Source organism: Pseudomonas sp. ML2-2023-3 (assembly GCF_037055275.1).
Classification (GTDB): Bacteria; Pseudomonadota; Gammaproteobacteria; order Pseudomonadales; family Pseudomonadaceae; genus Aquipseudomonas.
The window spans coordinates 3,969,401-3,985,978 of the sequence record NZ_CP146343.1; the positions used below are offsets into that span (position 1 = coordinate 3,969,401).

Consider the following 16,578-nt stretch of genomic DNA (forward strand, 5'->3'; position numbering starts at 1 on the left):
GGACATGTGGATGAAACCTATAGCCAGAAAACTGATGTTCATGAGCCTGTTCGCCCTCGCCGGCCAGGCCTCGGCGCAAGACACGGTCAATATCTATAACTGGACGGACTACATCGCCGAAGACACCCTGGCCAACTTCCAGCGCGACACCGGCATCAAGCCGATTTATGACGTGTTTGATTCCAACGAAACCCTTGAGGGCAAGTTGCTTGCCGGACGGACCGGCTATGACGTGGTTGTGCCCAGCAACCACTTTTTGGGGCGACAGATCAAGGCCGGGGTATTCCAGAAGCTCGACAAGTCGCAGATCCCCAACTGGAAGAATCTGGACCCCACCTTATTGGCCAGACTGCAGGCCAACGACCCGGGCAATGAGTACGCCGTGCCCTACCTGTGGGGCACCAACGGCATTGGCTACAACGTCGACAAGGTCAAGCAGGTGCTGGGCATCGACACCATCGATTCCTGGAGCGTGCTGTTCGAACCGGAAAACCTCAAAAAGCTGAAAAGCTGCGGCGTTGCCTTTATGGACTCTGCGGACGAAATAATGCCCTCGATGCTCAACTATATGGGGCTCAACCCCCGCAGCCTGGAACTCAAGGACTACAAGGCAGCCGAGAAAAAACTGGAGCCCCTGCGCCCCTATATCAGCTACTTCCATTCCTCCAAGTACGTGACGGACCTGGCCAACGGCGACATCTGTATTGCCTTCGGTTATTCGGGTGATGTGTATCAGGCGATCCATCGCGCGCAAGAGGCCGGGAACGGGGTGAATGTTGCCTACGTGGTGCCCAAGGAAGGCGGCAACCTGTGGTTCGACATGCTGACCATCCCGGCAGACGCCAAGAACCCCGAGCAGGCCCATGCCTTTATCAACTACATGCTCAAACCTGAAGTGATTGCCGGTATCAGCGAGTACGTGGGTTACGCCAACGCCAACACCGCGGCCACGGCCTTGATGGAAGACGAAATCACCCACAACCCGTCGATTTATCCGCCCGAGTCAGTGCAGGCCAAGCTCTATGTGTCATCGGAGCTGCCGCCAGACCTGATGCGCTGGATGACCCGTTCGTGGAACAAGTTCAAGTCCGGTCGTTAATCCTGTGCCGGGCATCAATGGATGCCCGGCAACTCAGTAGGCAGTTTTTTATGACGTCCATGATGTCTTTACCGCACACCTATTACAGCGCCACGCGCAACCAGACGCTCAACTGCCCGCCCCTTGAGGGTCATGTGCAGGCGGACGTCTGCATTATTGGCGCAGGCTTTACCGGCTTGAACACCGCCATTGAGCTGGCGGAACGTGGTCACTCGGTGATTGTGCTTGAGGCGCAGCACATCGCCTGGGGGGCCACCGGGCGCAACGGCGGCCAACTGATTCGCGGGGTGGGTCACGACCTGGACGCCCACGAAAAAACCATCGGCCGTGAAGGCGTCACGGTACTCGAACGACTGGGCCTGGACGCGGTGGATCTGGTGCGTCAGCGCGTAGAAAAACACGGCATCGACTGTGATTTGCGCTGGGGCTTTTGCGAGTTGGCCAACACCCCGCGCCATGTTGAAAACCTTGTCGCCGAGCAGGCATCCCTGCAACGGCTGGGCTATCGGCACAAGGTCGAGCTGGTAGCGCGCGCAGACATGCACCGCGTGGTCGCGTCGGACCGCTACCTCGGCGGGTTGATCGATGAAGGCTCGGGGCATTTGCACCCGCTCAACCTGGCCTTGGGCGAAGCCGCCGTCGCGCAACAACTGGGGGTCAGGATTTACGAAAACAGCGCCGCGACCCGTATCGGATACGGCAGTCAAGTTCGCGTGCACACGGCCAACGGCGTGGTTCATGCCAAAACCCTGGTGCTCGCGGGCAATGCCCATCTGGGTGATCTGGAGCCTGCGCTCAGCGGCAAAGTGTTGGCCGCTGGCAGCTACGTGATTGCCACTGAGCCCTTGAGCGAGGATCTGGCGCACACCCTGATCCCTGAAAACCGGGCCCTGTGCGATCAACGTGTGGGGCTTGATTACTATCGTCTGTCGGCCGACCGGCGCTTGCTGTTTGGCGGCGCGTGTCACTACTCCGGGCGAACGCTCAAGGATATTGCGGGGTATATGCGCCCCAAAATGCTTGAAGTGTTTCCGCAGCTGGCAGGCAAAACCATCGACTTTCAGTGGAGCGGCATGATCGGCATTGGCGCCAACCGGCTGCCACAGATTGGCCGCCTGCAGGCCCATCCCAACGTGTTTTATGCCCAGGCCTATGCCGGGCATGGCATCAACACCACCCATATGGCAGCGCGGCTGGTTGCACAGGCCATCAGCCTTGAACACAGCCAGGGTTTTGACCTGTTCTCCCGCGTACCGCACCTGACATTCCCCGGGGGCAAGCACCTGCGCTCGCCACTGTTGGCGCTGGGCATGCTCTGGTACCGACTCAAGGAAATCGCTGCCCGCTAATACGAGATGCAGCACTGTGGTCATGCAGATACACCGCGCCGCGAGTATCGCGAGCAAGCCCGCTCCCACAGGAATTGGGGCTGTGGGAGCGGGCTTGCTCGCGAGGCAGGCGCCGCGGTTTATCCGTTATTTCCAACACTTTGAAACAAGCCAACAACAATAAAAAGGACGTTCACATGAAGCGTTTTACCCCGTGTGTGCTTGCAGCATTGTTTACCCTGCCCTCGCTGCAGGCCATGGCCGCTGCCGACCTGGTCTTCACCAACGGCAAAGTGTTTACCGGCGTGCCCGGCCAGGCGCTGGTAAACGCCGTGGCCGTCGAAAACGGCAAGATCATGAAAGTGGGCAGCGATGACGAGGTCAACGCCTTGGTCGATGCCAAAACCCGGCGCATTGACCTGGCAGGCAAGGTACTGATGCCCGGCATGATCGACACCCATAGCCATCCGGTACTCGCCGGTTTGGCCAGCCTGGGGGCGAACCTGCTGGATGAAGAAAAACCCCTGCCCGAACTCGAACAATGGATCATCGAGCAGGAGCAGGCAGGCAATACCGGGGACGGCGCCATCGTCAATATTGCGGGCGTCAGTTCGGCCTATTGGGAACAAAGCAGCGAGTTGGGCAAGCGTTTCAATCAGGGCCGCTGGGCTGACAAACCGCTGGTATTGAACGGCATCGACGGGCATACCGGCTGGGCCAACAACGCCATGCTCAAGCACGCCAACATTGATGCCGCCTTTATAAAGAACCTGCCGAGCAAAGAGCGCGGTTATATCGGTCACGGGGCAGACTTCACCCCGACCGGTTTTGTTGCCGAGTCCATGTGGGATCAGGTACGCGGCCAGGTCCCGCCGCCAAGCGCGCAGGTGATGCTCAAGGCTGCCCGTGAAGCCGTAAGAATAAATAACCAGTATGGGGTTACGGGCTGGATGGACGCGGCCTCGAACGCAGGGCATTCCGACTCGCTGTTTGATTTCACCGCCACTGAACAGAGCGTGGGCGTATTACCGCTGTATCGTCAATTGGCAGAGAACGGAGAGCTTTCTGCCCACGTCGCGGCTCTGATGCTGACCAATTCCAAAAGCAAACCCGCCGACCTTGAAGTGCTGGCCACGGTGATGAAACAGTTCGAAGGCGTACCCAACCTGACCTTCCCCGGCATCAAGGTGTTTGCCGACGGTGTTCTGGAATACCCGGGGCAAACGGCGGCAGTCATCGTGCCGTACAAGAACAATAATAAAAACGGCGAACTGCTGATTGACCCTGCGCACTTTGGCGAGCTGGTGGTGGCCGCCGAAAAGCGCGGCTGGATCGTACACATGCATGCGGTCGGCGACCGTGCGGTGCGTGAGTCCCTGAACGGTTTTGAATATGCGCGCACGCAGAGCCCCGCATCGGTGACCCACAGCATCAGCCACTTGCAACTGGTCAACCCCAAGGAGTTCCCGCGGTTTGCGCAACTGGGGGTAGTGGCATCCATGCAACTGCTGTGGGCGACGGAAGAAAGCTACACCGTCGACCTGGTGAAGCCTTACATCAGTGCATTTGCCTATGGCTATCAGTACCCGGCCAAATCCCTGAAAGATGCCGGGGCCATGATCGCCGGCGCCAGCGACTGGCCGGTTTCCAGCCCGAACCCGTGGAACGCCATCGCCCAGGCAGCCACCCGCAAAGGCCCTCTGGGTGTGCTCAATGCCAAGGAAAGCCTTGATCGCCAGAGCATGTTTTATGCCTACACCAGCAATGCCGCCAAAACCCTGGGCCTGGATGCCCAAATCGGCTCTCTGGTACCCGGCAAGCAGGCTGACCTGATCATCCTCGACCGTGATGTGTTCAGCGTCGATGACGAGGCCCTTTCGGACACCAAAGTCCTGAAGACCTTCTTCGCCGGTAAGCAGGTGTACGCACCTGACGCCTGATTGACCCGCATGGCCCATGGCGCCTTATAAAAACAAGAGAATCGATATGAATGCATTGTCTGTCTGCATGCTCACGGGCCTGGCCCTGGCCCCCTTGCTCAGCGCCCGGGCGCTGGAGCTCAACGATGATTTCCAATTGGCGATCACCCCCACACTGATCAGCGACTACCGGGCCAACGGCCTGTCGCAAACCCTGGGCGACCCCGCCGCCCAGCTGGCGATCACCCTCAACCATGTCAGCGGTCTGTATGCTGGCCTGTGGACCTCCAATGTCGACTTTGGCCATGACTCCAAAGCCCGACAGGAGATCGAATACTTCGCCGGTTACTTCTGGCAAATCAACGACAACATCAGCCTGGACACTTTCTACACCCGCTACGAGTTCCCCCGTGAAAGCGGGTACAATCAGAGCGATATTCAGACCACCCTCGACCTGTACGGCGTGTTGCTCGGGGGCAAGTACGTCAACAACATGAAAGGCCCGGACTACGAGGATGACAACGGCGAGTTCCACGAGGGCAAAAAAGACGAGGATTTATCCACGGTCTTTATCGGCTATCACACCGTGCTGCCCGCCGAGATCGGCTTGGCCCTGCGCTATGAATACGTCGACTACAAGGACGACGTATTTTTCAGCAACAGCGGCAAAGGACGGGGTGATTACTACGACTGGGAGGTCAAGCTCAGCCGCCAGCTGATCGGTATTGACTGGGCGCTGAGCTATATCGATACCGACCTGTCGAAGGCCGAGTGCACCAGCTTCACCGACTATGACGATGTGTGCGGTGCAACGCTGGTGGCCAGCGCCAGCAAAACCTTCTGATTAAACCTGCGATCAGGCGTCACCCATTATCCTGTGATCCATTACCATGAGCCTCGCCAAGACGTCGTTACGTAGCCTGGAGTGCTCAGTGGAAATCAAACACCTGCGATCATTTGTGACCCTGGCGGAGGAGCTGCACTTCGGCCGCGCTGCACAACGGTTATCCATCGTGCAACCGGCCCTGAGCATGCAGATAAAGATGCTCGAAGAAGAGCTGGGGGTACGCCTGTTCGAGCGTAACCGGCACTCGGTTACGCTGACAGAAGTGGGCACCCTCTTCCTGCCCGAAGCCCGGGCCACGCTGTATCAGTCTGCCCATGCGGCGGATGTGGCCAGGGCTTGCGGGCGCGGAGAAATCGGGCGCGTACGCTTGGGGTTTGTGTCATCGGTCCTGCCTGAGCTGCTGCCCTCACTGATCCGCTCGTTGCATGCACGATTCCCGCGTATTGAACTGGAACTCAAGGACATGCCCGGCCCGGATCAGGCGGTGGCACTCAAGAACGGCCAGCTCGATTTCGGCCTGATGCGCTTGCCAGCCGCCATCCCCGGTATCCAGACCCGCGAAGTGCTGCAGGAAACCTTTATTGTTGCCCTGCCCGGCGATCACCCGCTGGTTGCCTGCGACACCCTGCACCCGACGGACCTCGACCAACTGCCCGTGTTTATCCTGGCCAGACGTTACGCCCCCGGCTTTTACGATGAGCTGATGCAAGCGGTCACACGCCAGGGCGGGCAGTTGCAAATTGCGGCGGAGCTGGGCGAGTTCACCACCATGCTCGCGCTGGTGTCGGCCGGGCTGGGCGTTGGCTTGCTGCCCGCCAATGCCGGACGCGCATTACCCGCCAACGTCATTTCCAGGCCCCTGGAGCTGGGAAGCTACCGTGCAACCACAGGGCTGGCATGGACGGATCTGAACAGCGCCGTCAAAAGCACCGTGTTCAACTTGATGAGCGAGTTACTGCCGTTTGGGCAACAAGCGCTCAAGGAGTGATGCGCGGGCACGTTGCCCTGCCCCACGACTTTTGTGCGCCGCACCCAAAAGTTAATGATAAACATTCCCGCCAGCTGATACGATTCAGCCCTACTGACGAGTCTGAAACGCCCGTAATAGACGTTTCACCCGGAGTACCTGGAACCTTGTCCAGCGTGTGTCCGGTGCTCGACAGCGAATTCAGTTATCTGCCGTCAATGGTGTGGAGTGTTACGGATGTTGCAAAGGAAGCATGGATTCAAACGGGCAGGCATTGTGCCGCTGGGTGTGTGTACCAGCCTGGTGATCAGTTGCACAGTGCTGGCGAGCGAAGTCGCCCCCCTGCAACTGCCCAGTACTCAGGTCGACGGTGTGCAATCCAGCGCAGACGACACGGACTACCGTGCAGGCTACAGCTCGACGGCAGACAAGACTGAAACGGCCTTCCTGCAGCAATCACAGACCGTGGACACGGTGACCCCGCAACAGCTCAAGGATCAAGCGCCTCAAACCCTCGAAGACGTGATCAAGTTTATGCCGGGGGTCGTGGTCAGTAATAATTTCGGTGGCACGCAGGACAGTTTCATCAAGCGCGGTTTCGGCAACTCCGACGATGGCGGCGTGCTGCGCGACGGGGTGCGCATGCCCATTGGGCGCAATTTCCAGCGCGTCACCACCGAGCGCGTCGAGATGCTCAAGGGCCCGGCGTCATTGCTCTACGGCATGCAGGAACCGGGCGGCGTGATCAACGTGATCACCAAAAAGCCGCAATACCAGTGGAACAGCACACTGGGCGGCACCCTGAGCGATCAGGGCGGTGGCGATGGCTGGTTCGATGTGACCGGGCCGCTGGGTGATACCGGGTTTGCATTTCGACTGATCGGGCAAAACCGGGACGAAAATTACTGGCGCAACTTTGGCCAGAACACGTCCAGGCTGGTCGCGCCCTCACTCGCCTACGAGTCTGACGATCTGTCATTTCTCGCCGCCTATGAATACAACGACTACAGCAACACCCTGGACCGGGGCGCCGTGTTTTACAACGGCCATCACGTGGGCAGCCGCGACAAGCGTCTGGATGAAAAATGGACCCGTGCCCAAGGCCAGCGCCAGTCGTTCAACACCACCACCGAGTACCGTCTGGATCCCGCTTCACGGGTACGCCTGACAACGGGCTGGGTGTATGACCACTACAACGATTACCAGGCCGACCCCAGCGAATATCGCCCCGCCACTGGCGAACTGACCCGGCGTTTTCGGCGCAATGTGGGCGCCAACCGGGAGAACGCTTACCTGTCCCTGGACTGGATCGGCAGCAGGACCTGGTACGGTATCGACCATGACCTGGTCACGGGTGTCGACTATGAAACACGTCGCGAAGCCAACGGGGATTTCCTGCAGAGTCGAAACGTCGGCGGCTTCTACCCGGCCGACCCGCAGTATGGCTTGCTGCCCCCGACAGGCACCGTCAACCCGTCGAACACCAACGGCAAAAACCATATCAAGGGCCAGTCGCTGTACGTCAAAGACACGGTTCACCTGGGGGAAAAATGGATTCTGGCGCCGGGCCTGCGCTATCAGCACTACTCGATAGACTCGGGCGCGGGCCTGGACTTCAAGCAAACCACCGACGAGGGCGAGTCCAGGCTCCTGCCCTTTCTGGGGCTGGTGTATCAGATGCGCGATGACCTCTCTGTCTATGCCAACTACAGCCAGTCGTTCGCACCCAATGAGATGGAATCAGGCACCACCTTCGAAGGCACTTACAAGGCGGAGACCGGGCGCCAGTACGAGGTGGGGCTCAAGTATGACAACTGTGACTGGACCAGCCAGCTGGCGCTGTACGACATCCTGAAAAAGAACGTGCAGCAGAACACCGGCGAGCTGGACGAATTCGGCAACATGGTGCAGCGCCTGGCGGGTGAAGTGCAGTCCCGTGGCCTGGAATGGAGCATGACCGGACGCCTGAGCGCGCAGTGGAGCGTGATAGCCAACTACGCCTACACCGATGCCCGGATCAAGAAGGACACCGAGCAAACCGAAGGCAATCGCCTGTTCAACGTGGCACGTCATGTAGGCGGTGCCTACCTCACCTACGAAGTCCCGGCCGATATTTTCTCGGGACGTTTGCGTCTGGGCTCCGGTGCTCGCTATGTGGGCAAGCGCGCGGGCGATATCAGCAACTCTTTCGAGCTGCCTGACTACACCACGGTAGACGCTTTCGTGTCCTGGAAATCCAGCCATCTGCTGGGCAAGGAAACCTCGCTGCAACTCAATGCCGGCAACCTGACCGATCGCAGCTACTTCGTGGCGTCGGGTGGCAACACCCGGCGAGTCAGCTGGGGAGAAGGACGCACACTGCGCCTGACCGGGGAAGTCAGCTTCTGATCAGACGTGCGGGCGCCATGAAGCTTGAGCATGGCGCCCATGAGTTGACCGGCTCCCCAGCTTGTACGGGGAACTTCTGCTACTTAGATCCGGCGTTAGCGCAATGAGTGCTTGATGCAGCCCTGCCTGAGTTTCACAATTCGAGATTACGCCCTGAAGTGAGCCGGGCGCTGAGCTTTTCAGCTGTTACAAAACCGTCCATGGCAATGGATAGAACTGACCAAAAAGGACTTTACGGATGTCATTTTCACTGGAAGAAAGAACCGCCTTGTTAGCGCTCAAGGGCGTTGGACCCACCGTCATCACGCGACTTGAACAAATGGGCATCGGGTCCCTGACTGAACTCAGCAAGGCGAGTGTGTGTGACATTCTGGCCCAGGCATCTGCAGCAACAGGATCGACTTGCTGGAAAAACAGCCCTCAGGCCCGGGCTGCCATTACTGCGGCTTTCGAGCTCGCCAGAGCCTCGACAGGGCCTGAAGCAACCCGGTAGATACCTTCGGATACCGCCCTGTTGAGCTGCCCGGGCGCCGCGAATCACCCAAGGGCGTGCTGGCGCCAGGGCTCTGAACTTTTTAAACAAGGGCCCGGTCAGACTTCAATCAATACTGTGTGTGAACATCTGCGTGCTTGACCTTACCGATAGCAATCGAACGTTTTTGAAAAAAATATACTCACTCTCCACCGACCTGAGCGACAGGGAGGTCTTGGTGGGACTCACCCATGAAGAGTCAGAGCGCTACCTGGCCCTGAGCGATCCAGTGAGAAACGCCACGCCTGAGGAAATGCAAGAACACTCAGCGTTAAAGGAGAGACACATCCTGACTCGCGTGCAGGTTCTGGAGGCGGAGTTGTGTCTTCGAACCGAGAACCCTTCTGTACACTGAGAGACTAACTTCGGTGGAGTCGGTCATAACCCGGCAGAATGACCTGCCGTAAGACAGATTCTCAGGAGAGCTCATGAGACGCATCGAGCACAATCAGGAGCTTAGTCGCAAGCTCGAAATAATAGGCGCCAAACTTGAGCAGGCCGCTGATGATGCCCTTGGCCAAGTGAAGGAATATCAAGGCGCAGAACTGATAGAGGTCCTCAAGCTGATCACGAAGCTTTACGAAGACGTCGCTCGGCTTAAAGTGATTTCAGACGAGCTGAAACAGCGATACAGCGCAGACTCAGGCGCTTGATTTTCCGGTTTTCACCCGAAAAGCGTGAACGGCCAGCGACCTTGGCAGCATGGCCGTCCGATCACCTCAGTTACTGACCTTTTTGTGAATTCACAACATCCTGCAGCGCTTTATTGGTGAGGCTGATGCACTTCTGTATGTCGCCTTCAGCCTGTGCTTTTTGTGCCTCAACCCGCGCGTCGTGGATCTGCCCAAGCAGCGGTTGTCCAAGGGTGCTGGCGGTGGCCTTGTAGTCAGAAAGCTTCTGCAGATTGATGATGCACAAATCATCGGCAGCAAAAACCGGAGTAGCTGCCAGTCCTGCTAAAACAAACAACACTGATCGTTTCATAACGCTCTCTCTTATTGAGGCAGTGGGCTTTTACTATAGTCCCGGATCATTATGGACACCGAAATAAGCGACCTGGCGCCTATCCGTAATGTTCCCCTCCTCGCCCAATGGTGCCCCCCTGCAAATAAATATGCTGAAAACAGTGCAGATTGACGCAATCAAGCTTCACTTGAATATAAAGGTTTGCAATGAACAACCAGCGCCAACGACAGCCTGTCGGTAACTGCCCGATCCCTCACGGGAGGTCGCATCGGAGTGTGATCTGAGTAGCATCTGACAGACCCCACTCCAATGCAGAACATTCAAGCGCCGCGCAATGTGGCCATCGACATCAGAGCCTGTAACTACCCTTGATGACTTATCCCCTTCCTGAATCGTTTTCCTGACCCGCGCCAGCCCTGCGCGAGCATTTTTGGTGGGAGCCCGAATGATGGCAATGTAGAATCACTTTCTTAACCCTAAAATGGAATTTACTCATGCTGTATCTCCGCGCCCTTGCAATCCTGTGCGCCTTCGCGGCTCTGGGTGGCTGCGCCTTCGGCCAAAAAATCGACTACCGACAATCCAGCCCCGCGCTTCACGCACGCTCTGACACGCCCGTGGAATTAAACGTCATTGATGAGAGGCCTTACGTGCTCAAAGATGAAAAAGATCCTGACTTTGTTGGGCGCATCAGGGGGCTTTATTACAACCCCTTCAATGTCAATACGCTGACGGGCGACCCTTTATCGGCCGATATCAGAGAGGCGGTGCGTGGCGCACTGGAGAAATCCTCCATCAAGGCGCAGCCCGCTTACGCAACCGCCAGCGCGAAACCCGGGCAGAAGCTTTTGAAGCTCACCCTGCGCGAATGGAAGATTGATGCCTACATGCGCACCCGGTTCGACTACGACATTACGGCTTCTGTGTTTGATGAACACGGGAATCAACTGGCGACGAAGAGCGCGAAAAACAGCGGTGAGGTGACGAACGTCATTACCGCCGGCACTGAAGTATTGAGTGCCGTGCTCAACTCAGATGAAATTGTCTCTGCGCTTTCGTCAACACCAAAGACGACAGTGCCCTTCGCGTCCAAGTAACGCTCCCCAAGCCTGACGGGCTCTGCCGGCTCGTCAGGGCTGTGGCGTAAAGTGAAACGCCAGACCGCTTCCGGGAGTCACCACTCTGCTATGGTGGTGGCCCAAAAATGCAGTGCAGACATTGTGGAAGATTCCGGCAACCCGTGATGGTGCCCGTAAGTGAGCAAGGAAGAGACAAGAATGAAGTCATGGAAAATACTGGTGCTGGCCCTTGTGGCGTCGACAGGCAATCAGGCAGTGGCGGCCGAAAACAACAACCCATTCCAGGCAGCACTCATGATCACCACCGTTGTGCCGTGCGTGATTATCTCCGGAGCCACGGCCGCAACTGCGAGCATTCCAGACTTCTTCAAATCCGCCAAGAGCGACGCACTGGCATTCATTGGTTCGGATGGCGAGATTCGGGGCGCTGAGTTTGAGCAGGCGTCCCGGTATTACAGAGCCAGCTACCGTCAGCCACTGATGTCGGATCAGCAACTCGCAGAGGCGATTGCGGCCTCTTTCTAACACTGACGTCCTGGTCTGCAGCCTATGTACAGCGGGCTGGGTATCGGCTTTGCCTGTGTGAACGGTGTGAGATAGACCTCTTTCCTTGGCATGCCCATCATGGACGGTTCCAACCTCGCTGCTTTTTTGAGTATGACCCGGTCGTTCAAATCCTTTACCCATGTCACTAGGCATTTTCTGCGACACCTGCGAGCTCTGGCCTTTGCGGCTTTCCCCCTCGTGCCAATCGCTGTCGAGCCTCCTCCAGCAATAGCTGTAGGCATAACTGTTCTTGATTGCTTTCGGCCAACTGACGTCCCGACGCAGTCACATGCTCGGTGTTGCAGGGTTCGTTCTGCGCTGCTTGCTCGAACTCGCATCGAGTTAAATGCTGCCTCAGTTGCTCAAATGCCTGACGTAATTCAGGCTGTTTGGACAGTACAGTGACAACACCCAGATCCACTGGCTGCCCGCCCAGCAGCTCGCCAACCAACACGGACAGTGCCGTCGCCCGTTTCGGGTCTGCATTGGAACACCGCATGGCACTCCCCCCTATACTTGGAAGAACTTGCTAATAGCGCAGATACCTTTCAGAGCCAGTGCTTGTCCCGGGTGAAGCCTATCGCCAACCAACGGTTGGGGCCTTCGCTGCCGATGGCAGCCGCAATTTCGGCGCGCACGCTGTCCAGTTCGCTGACCGGCCAGTGGTTCATCGCCGCCGGCAGGAGGATATGGATCTCGACGAACAGGCCCCGGCCGATCTGACTGGCACAGTGGGAAAAGCTTTCGAAGCCATAGCGCTGGCTCATCCCCGCCATCAATTCGGTGATCTCGCCATCCAGTTCGGTCGGGGTGATGCGCAGAATTTGCTTGGCGGCTTTCCACACCGTACGGCACGGCGCCGGAATCAGTCCCAGGGTCAGCAACGCCAGGATCAGCGGATCGACATAAGGCGTCAGTGCCTCATATTGGCTGCCCTGCAGCATGTACTAGTCTCTATCCTCTCGAGCAGCATCGGCAGTACTTCGGCAGCAGACCCCAACAGCATGAGCTCCTTCTCCTCCCCCATTGCGACGTCAGCCTTGTTCACATGAATGACTGAAGCTCCAGATTCCAATGCAAGGTTGGGGAGACCTGCGGCAGGCCTGACTATGCCAGAGGTGCCCACTGAGATCAGAAGATCGCAATCCTTCACCAGGAGCACTGCGGCCTTCTAAGCCTGGGGCGGCAAATCCTCTCCGTACCAGACCACCGCAGGACGCATTTTGCCGTTACAGCGCGGGCACCTAGGAGGCTCGATCAAAGCGCCATTATCCGGCACAGCTGATTGATCTGGTGGTACAACTGCGGGCCGATGGCAGGCGAAGCACTTAGGCATTGCCAAACTGCCGTGTAAATGCACAACATCCAACGACCCGGCTCGCTCATGAAGGTCGTCAATATTCTGGGTGATAACAGAAACCTGGCGTTGCGAGTCAGCCATGCGAGCTACCGCAAGATGTGCTGCATTTGGCTCTGCTTGAGCGACTCGGAACCGCCGCCATAGATACCATCCCCATACCAGTGCTGGGTTTTCCCGAAAGGCCTTGGCCGTCTCTAGATCCCTCGGATCGTATCCTGCCCAGATTCCAGAAATTTTTTCGCGATACGTGGGGATACCGCTATCGGCGGAGATACCAGCGCCAGTGAAAAAGACCACCTTCTTGGCCTTTTGCAGTACGTCTACAGCTTGCTCTATGACAGTCATGGTACCAATCTCCTACCTTCCCGCTTTGCGTTTCAAGGAGCTGTAGTTGAGAATTATTGAGCTTATGGCACGGCTCTTAAGCTTTTCGTTGATACCCTATCTCATGTGTTTAGGGCAATAACTCCGCTCCCGAAGAAAAGACCGGAGAACACGCAATGACCCATCGGGCCCAAGCTGTTTGGTGAGGGCCATTCACGGGAGAAACCCCAGTGCAGAAGAATACGCATATCCTTTTCCTTGATTTTGATGGCGTCTTACACCCTGACGCCGTCTACTTGAGCCGCCAAGGGCCGACACTGAAGGCCGAAGGTACGCTTTTCATGTGGGCGCCGATTCTTGTCAATCTTCTCGATGATTTTCCAACGACATCGCTGGTATTAAGCACCAGCTGGGTCCGGCATCTCGGCTATAAGCGAGCACTTTGCTATCTGCCTCGCGAGCTGCAAGAACGAGTTATCGGTGCCACGTGGCACAGCTCGATGGCTAAAGGCTGGGCGGATGAAAATCAATGGGACGGAAAGACAAGATACGATCAGATCTGCCACTACGCTGCCCGATCACAACTACGGCACTGGATTGCCCTTGATGACGATGTACAAGGCTGGGCAAAGAGCTCGGCGCAACATCTAATTGCATGCGCACCAGACCTTGGACTCAGCTCCGCCCAGACACAAACAGAGCTGCAAAAACGTCTGGTGGAAATGTGCTCAAACCAAGGTTAATGTCGCGAACCACCTGTACCGCTTTCAGAGGCTTAAGGATAACGAACGCTACCGCAAAGTAGACGAAACTGATTCTGAGTGCATACAGGCGGTAGTATGAATCGACACTGATTCCCTTGACGCATCCGAACGAACGACTGGTTTTAGACGTCTACGTCCCCTCGTGACAGGCTGCTATCTGTAGTGGTCTAATGAAATCGGCCCAGAGTGTGTAAAACGCCTTCGCGAACACTTGCTATGATTTCTGAGGATTTCATCGCAGGGATCGCCCATGAAGCGCTTTATCCAAGGTGAACATCGAGGCCAAGGCACCTTACTTCCCGAGAGCCTCGACGACTACGTCAGCGATACCAATCCGGTCCGCGTAGTCGACGTCTTCGTCGACGAACTCGACCTGGTCAATCTGGGTTTTGAAGATGCCATTCCAGCCGATACTGGCCGGCCTGCTTACCACCCCGCGATCTTGCTGAAGATCTACATCTACGGCTATCTCAACCGCATCCAGTCGAGTCGACGTTTGGAGCGAGAAGCCCAGCGCAACGTCGAACTGATGTGGTTGACCGGGCGTTTGATGCCGGATTTCAAGACCATCGCCAACTTCCGAAAAGACAACAGCAAGACCATCCGAGGCATCTGTCGCCAGTTCGTTGTGCTGTGTCAGCAGTTGGGACTGTTCGGAGAACATCTGGTCGCCATCGACGGCAGTAAATTCAAAGCCGTCAACAACCGCGACCGCAATTTCACCTGCGCCAAACTAAAGCGGCGAATGGAAGAAATTGAATCGAGCATCAACCGTTACCTGACGGCACTCGATGCTGCCGATCGGCAAGAACCAACAGCTTCCGAGCCCAGTGCCGTGCGGCTGGAAGAGAGAGTCGCCAAGCTCAAAACTCAAAACTCAAATGAAAGAGCTTCAGGTGATCGAAATCCAGCTCAATGAATCGCCGGATAAACAGGTCTCACTGACCGATCCAGACAGCCGCTCCATGATGACACGCGGCACGGGAATCGTCGGCTACAACGTGCAGACAGCGGTCGATACGCAGCACCATTTGATCGTTGCGCATGAGGTGACCAACGTCGGTTCCGACCGCGATCAACTCAGCTCGATGGCTAAGCAAGCCCGCGAGGCGATGGCGTCAGAAACGTTGTCGGTAGTGGCTGACCGAGGTTACTTCAAAAGCGAACAAATTCTCGCTTGTCACGATGCAGGTATCATCGCCTACCTTAGCGCTCAATGGCCTGATCGGCGCGGGCGTGCCGCAGGACTGGTCCACCCACATGATCGGCCATGAGCTGACCGCACTGCACGGCATCGATCACGCACGCACGCTCGCAATCGTATTGCCCGCCAACCTAGAGGTTCGCCGTGAGGCCAAGCGCGCCAAGTTGCTGCAATACGCCGAGCGGGTATGGCACATCAGTCAAGGTAATGACGAGCAGCGCATTGATGCCGCCATCCAGAAGACCCGGACGTTCTTCGAGAGCCTGGGCTTACCCACGCGCCTAGCAGCTTACCAACTCGACGCGGACGACATCGACGGATTGCTCAAGCAGCTAGATGCTCACCGCCTGACGGCACTGGGTGAACACAGCAACGTCACCCTAGACGTCAGCCGCCAGATTTTAGAGGCGAGTCTCTAAGCCCTCTTCGATGCGCCCATTAATTAGCGGCGCAGCAATTAACTGAAAAACGCCAACCCGCGTATTGAAGCAAAAGGTAAACCGCATGAAAATCCTCGTCGTTTTAACCTCCCACGACCAACTGGGCGACACGGGCGAAAAGACCGGCTTCTGGCTTGAAGAGCTTGCCGCGCCTTACTACGCCTTCCTCGATGCCGGTGCGCAGTTGACTCTGGCATCGCCAAAAGGCGGCCTGCCACCGCTGGATCCGAAGAGTAACGAGCCCGACTTCCAGACCGACGCCACTCGTCGCTTTGAGGCCGATACCGCCGCCATGAAAGCGTTGGCAAATACGCGAACGCTCAGTGACCTCTCCAGCGCCGAGTTTGATGCAGTGTTCTACCCCGGCGGCCATGGCCCGCTGTGGGATCTTGCCGAAGATGTCACGTCCATCGCCCTGATCGAGCACGCCAACGCATCCGGCAAGCCGATCGCAACTGTTTGTCACGCGCCGGCGGTATTGCTCCACGTCAAGGGCAGCGACGGTAAGCCACTGATCGCAGGCAAAGCGGTCACCGGTTTCAGCAATAGCGAGGAAGACGCCGCGGGCCTGACTCAGGTGGTGCCGTTTCTGGTCGAGGACATGCTCAAGGCGCAGGGCGGTATTTACAGCAAAAACACCGACTGGCAGGTCCATGTTGTAACCGACGGGCTGCTTGTCACAGGCCAGAACCCGGCTTCCTCCGCAGCCACTGCGCACGCCTTGCTGAAACTACTGGCCTAAGGCCGCGTAAGGCTAATGCCTCTACCAGTACTGGCATATACCAACTTTCGCCCGCGCCATTTAGGTTGCCGCG

The 16,578-nt window shown here is 57.3% G+C and carries 15 protein-coding genes and 3 pseudogenes; 15 read left to right on the forward strand and 3 right to left on the reverse strand.

Features of this window, described 5'->3' with window-relative positions; translation table 11 throughout:
- Nucleotides 1-10: 10 nt before the first annotated feature.
- The 8 genes from V6P94_RS18155 (at nt 11) to V6P94_RS18190 (ending at nt 9,733) form a co-directional block, all read left to right on the forward strand.
- Nucleotides 11-1,099: a polyamine ABC transporter substrate-binding protein gene (locus V6P94_RS18155; protein WP_219261191.1), complete on the forward strand. Its 1,089-nt coding sequence runs from the start codon at nt 11-13 to the stop codon at nt 1,097-1,099.
- 50 nt (nt 1,100-1,149) lie between these two features.
- Nucleotides 1,150-2,448 carry an FAD-binding oxidoreductase gene (locus tag V6P94_RS18160; RefSeq protein WP_326397729.1) on the forward strand — a complete coding sequence of 433 codons (1,299 nt, stop codon included), beginning with the start codon at nt 1,150-1,152 and terminating at the stop codon, nt 2,446-2,448.
- A gap of 176 nt (nt 2,449-2,624) precedes the next feature.
- Nucleotides 2,625-4,367 (forward strand): amidohydrolase, encoded by a 1,743-nt coding sequence (locus tag V6P94_RS18165; RefSeq protein ID WP_326397728.1) that lies wholly within the window; start codon nt 2,625-2,627, stop codon nt 4,365-4,367.
- A 46-nt stretch (nt 4,368-4,413) separates the two neighbouring features.
- A complete protein-coding gene (locus V6P94_RS18170) occupies nt 4,414-5,190 on the forward strand; it encodes a TorF family putative porin (RefSeq protein WP_219261188.1) in 777 nt (258 codons plus the stop codon).
- Nucleotides 5,191-5,278: 88 nt separating this feature from the next.
- On the forward strand, nt 5,279-6,181 hold the full coding sequence (locus tag V6P94_RS18175; protein WP_133077560.1) for a LysR family transcriptional regulator: 903 nt from the start codon (nt 5,279-5,281) through the stop codon (nt 6,179-6,181).
- 216 nt (nt 6,182-6,397) lie between these two features.
- Complete coding sequence (locus V6P94_RS18180; protein ID WP_326397727.1) at nt 6,398-8,548, forward strand: TonB-dependent receptor; 2,151 nt, start codon at nt 6,398-6,400, stop codon at nt 8,546-8,548.
- A gap of 238 nt (nt 8,549-8,786) precedes the next feature.
- Nucleotides 8,787-9,041 carry a helix-hairpin-helix domain-containing protein gene (locus tag V6P94_RS18185; protein WP_257622772.1) on the forward strand — a complete coding sequence of 85 codons (255 nt, stop codon included), beginning with the start codon at nt 8,787-8,789 and terminating at the stop codon, nt 9,039-9,041.
- A gap of 467 nt (nt 9,042-9,508) precedes the next feature.
- Nucleotides 9,509-9,733, forward strand: coding sequence for a hypothetical protein (locus V6P94_RS18190; RefSeq protein ID WP_133077557.1), 225 nt, complete (start codon nt 9,509-9,511; stop codon nt 9,731-9,733).
- A 70-nt stretch (nt 9,734-9,803) separates the two neighbouring features.
- On the opposite strand, the gene V6P94_RS18195 is transcribed toward V6P94_RS18190, so the two are convergent.
- On the reverse strand, nt 9,804-10,064 hold the full coding sequence (locus V6P94_RS18195) for a hypothetical protein (RefSeq protein WP_326397726.1): 261 nt from the start codon (nt 10,062-10,064) through the stop codon (nt 9,804-9,806).
- Nucleotides 10,065-10,540: 476 nt separating this feature from the next.
- Between V6P94_RS18195 and V6P94_RS18200 the strand changes: the two genes are divergently transcribed.
- The 3 genes and pseudogenes from V6P94_RS18200 to V6P94_RS25095 all read left to right on the forward strand — a co-directional run.
- On the forward strand, nt 10,541-11,143 hold the full coding sequence (locus V6P94_RS18200; RefSeq protein WP_326397725.1) for a hypothetical protein: 603 nt from the start codon (nt 10,541-10,543) through the stop codon (nt 11,141-11,143).
- 180 nt (nt 11,144-11,323) lie between these two features.
- A complete protein-coding gene (locus tag V6P94_RS18205; RefSeq protein WP_326397724.1) occupies nt 11,324-11,650 on the forward strand; it encodes a DUF2388 domain-containing protein in 327 nt (108 codons plus the stop codon).
- 75 nt (nt 11,651-11,725) lie between these two features.
- Nucleotides 11,726-11,851, forward strand: a pseudogene (locus tag V6P94_RS25095) (hypothetical protein); the annotation flags it as partial.
- A gap of 368 nt (nt 11,852-12,219) precedes the next feature.
- On the opposite strand, the gene V6P94_RS18210 reads toward V6P94_RS25095, so the two are convergent.
- Together V6P94_RS18210 and V6P94_RS18215 are read right to left on the reverse strand one after the other, a co-directional pair.
- Nucleotides 12,220-12,615, reverse strand: a complete 396-nt coding sequence (locus V6P94_RS18210) for a hypothetical protein (protein WP_326397723.1) — start codon at nt 12,613-12,615, stop codon at nt 12,220-12,222.
- Nucleotides 12,585-13,376: pseudogene (locus V6P94_RS18215) on the reverse strand (SIR2 family NAD-dependent protein deacylase). The gene V6P94_RS18210 and the pseudogene V6P94_RS18215 overlap by 31 nt, the downstream one beginning before the upstream one ends.
- A 209-nt stretch (nt 13,377-13,585) precedes the next feature.
- Here V6P94_RS18215 and V6P94_RS18220 point away from each other — a divergent pair.
- The 4 genes and pseudogenes from V6P94_RS18220 to V6P94_RS18235 all read left to right on the forward strand — a co-directional run bounded on the left by V6P94_RS18220 (nt 13,586) and on the right by V6P94_RS18235 (nt 16,505).
- Complete coding sequence (locus V6P94_RS18220; RefSeq protein ID WP_326397722.1) at nt 13,586-14,098, forward strand: HAD domain-containing protein; 513 nt, start codon at nt 13,586-13,588, stop codon at nt 14,096-14,098.
- 271 nt (nt 14,099-14,369) lie between these two features.
- Nucleotides 14,370-15,327, forward strand: a pseudogene (locus V6P94_RS18225) (IS1182 family transposase); the annotation flags it as partial.
- 52 nt (nt 15,328-15,379) lie between these two features.
- The gene (locus V6P94_RS18230; RefSeq protein ID WP_338648025.1) at nt 15,380-15,742 is read left to right on the forward strand and encodes an iron-containing alcohol dehydrogenase; all 363 of its coding nucleotides are present in this window, start codon (nt 15,380-15,382) and stop codon (nt 15,740-15,742) included.
- 85 nt (nt 15,743-15,827) lie between these two features.
- A complete protein-coding gene (locus V6P94_RS18235; protein ID WP_102605457.1) occupies nt 15,828-16,505 on the forward strand; it encodes a type 1 glutamine amidotransferase domain-containing protein in 678 nt (225 codons plus the stop codon).
- The last annotated feature ends 73 nt before the right edge of the window (nt 16,506-16,578 follow it).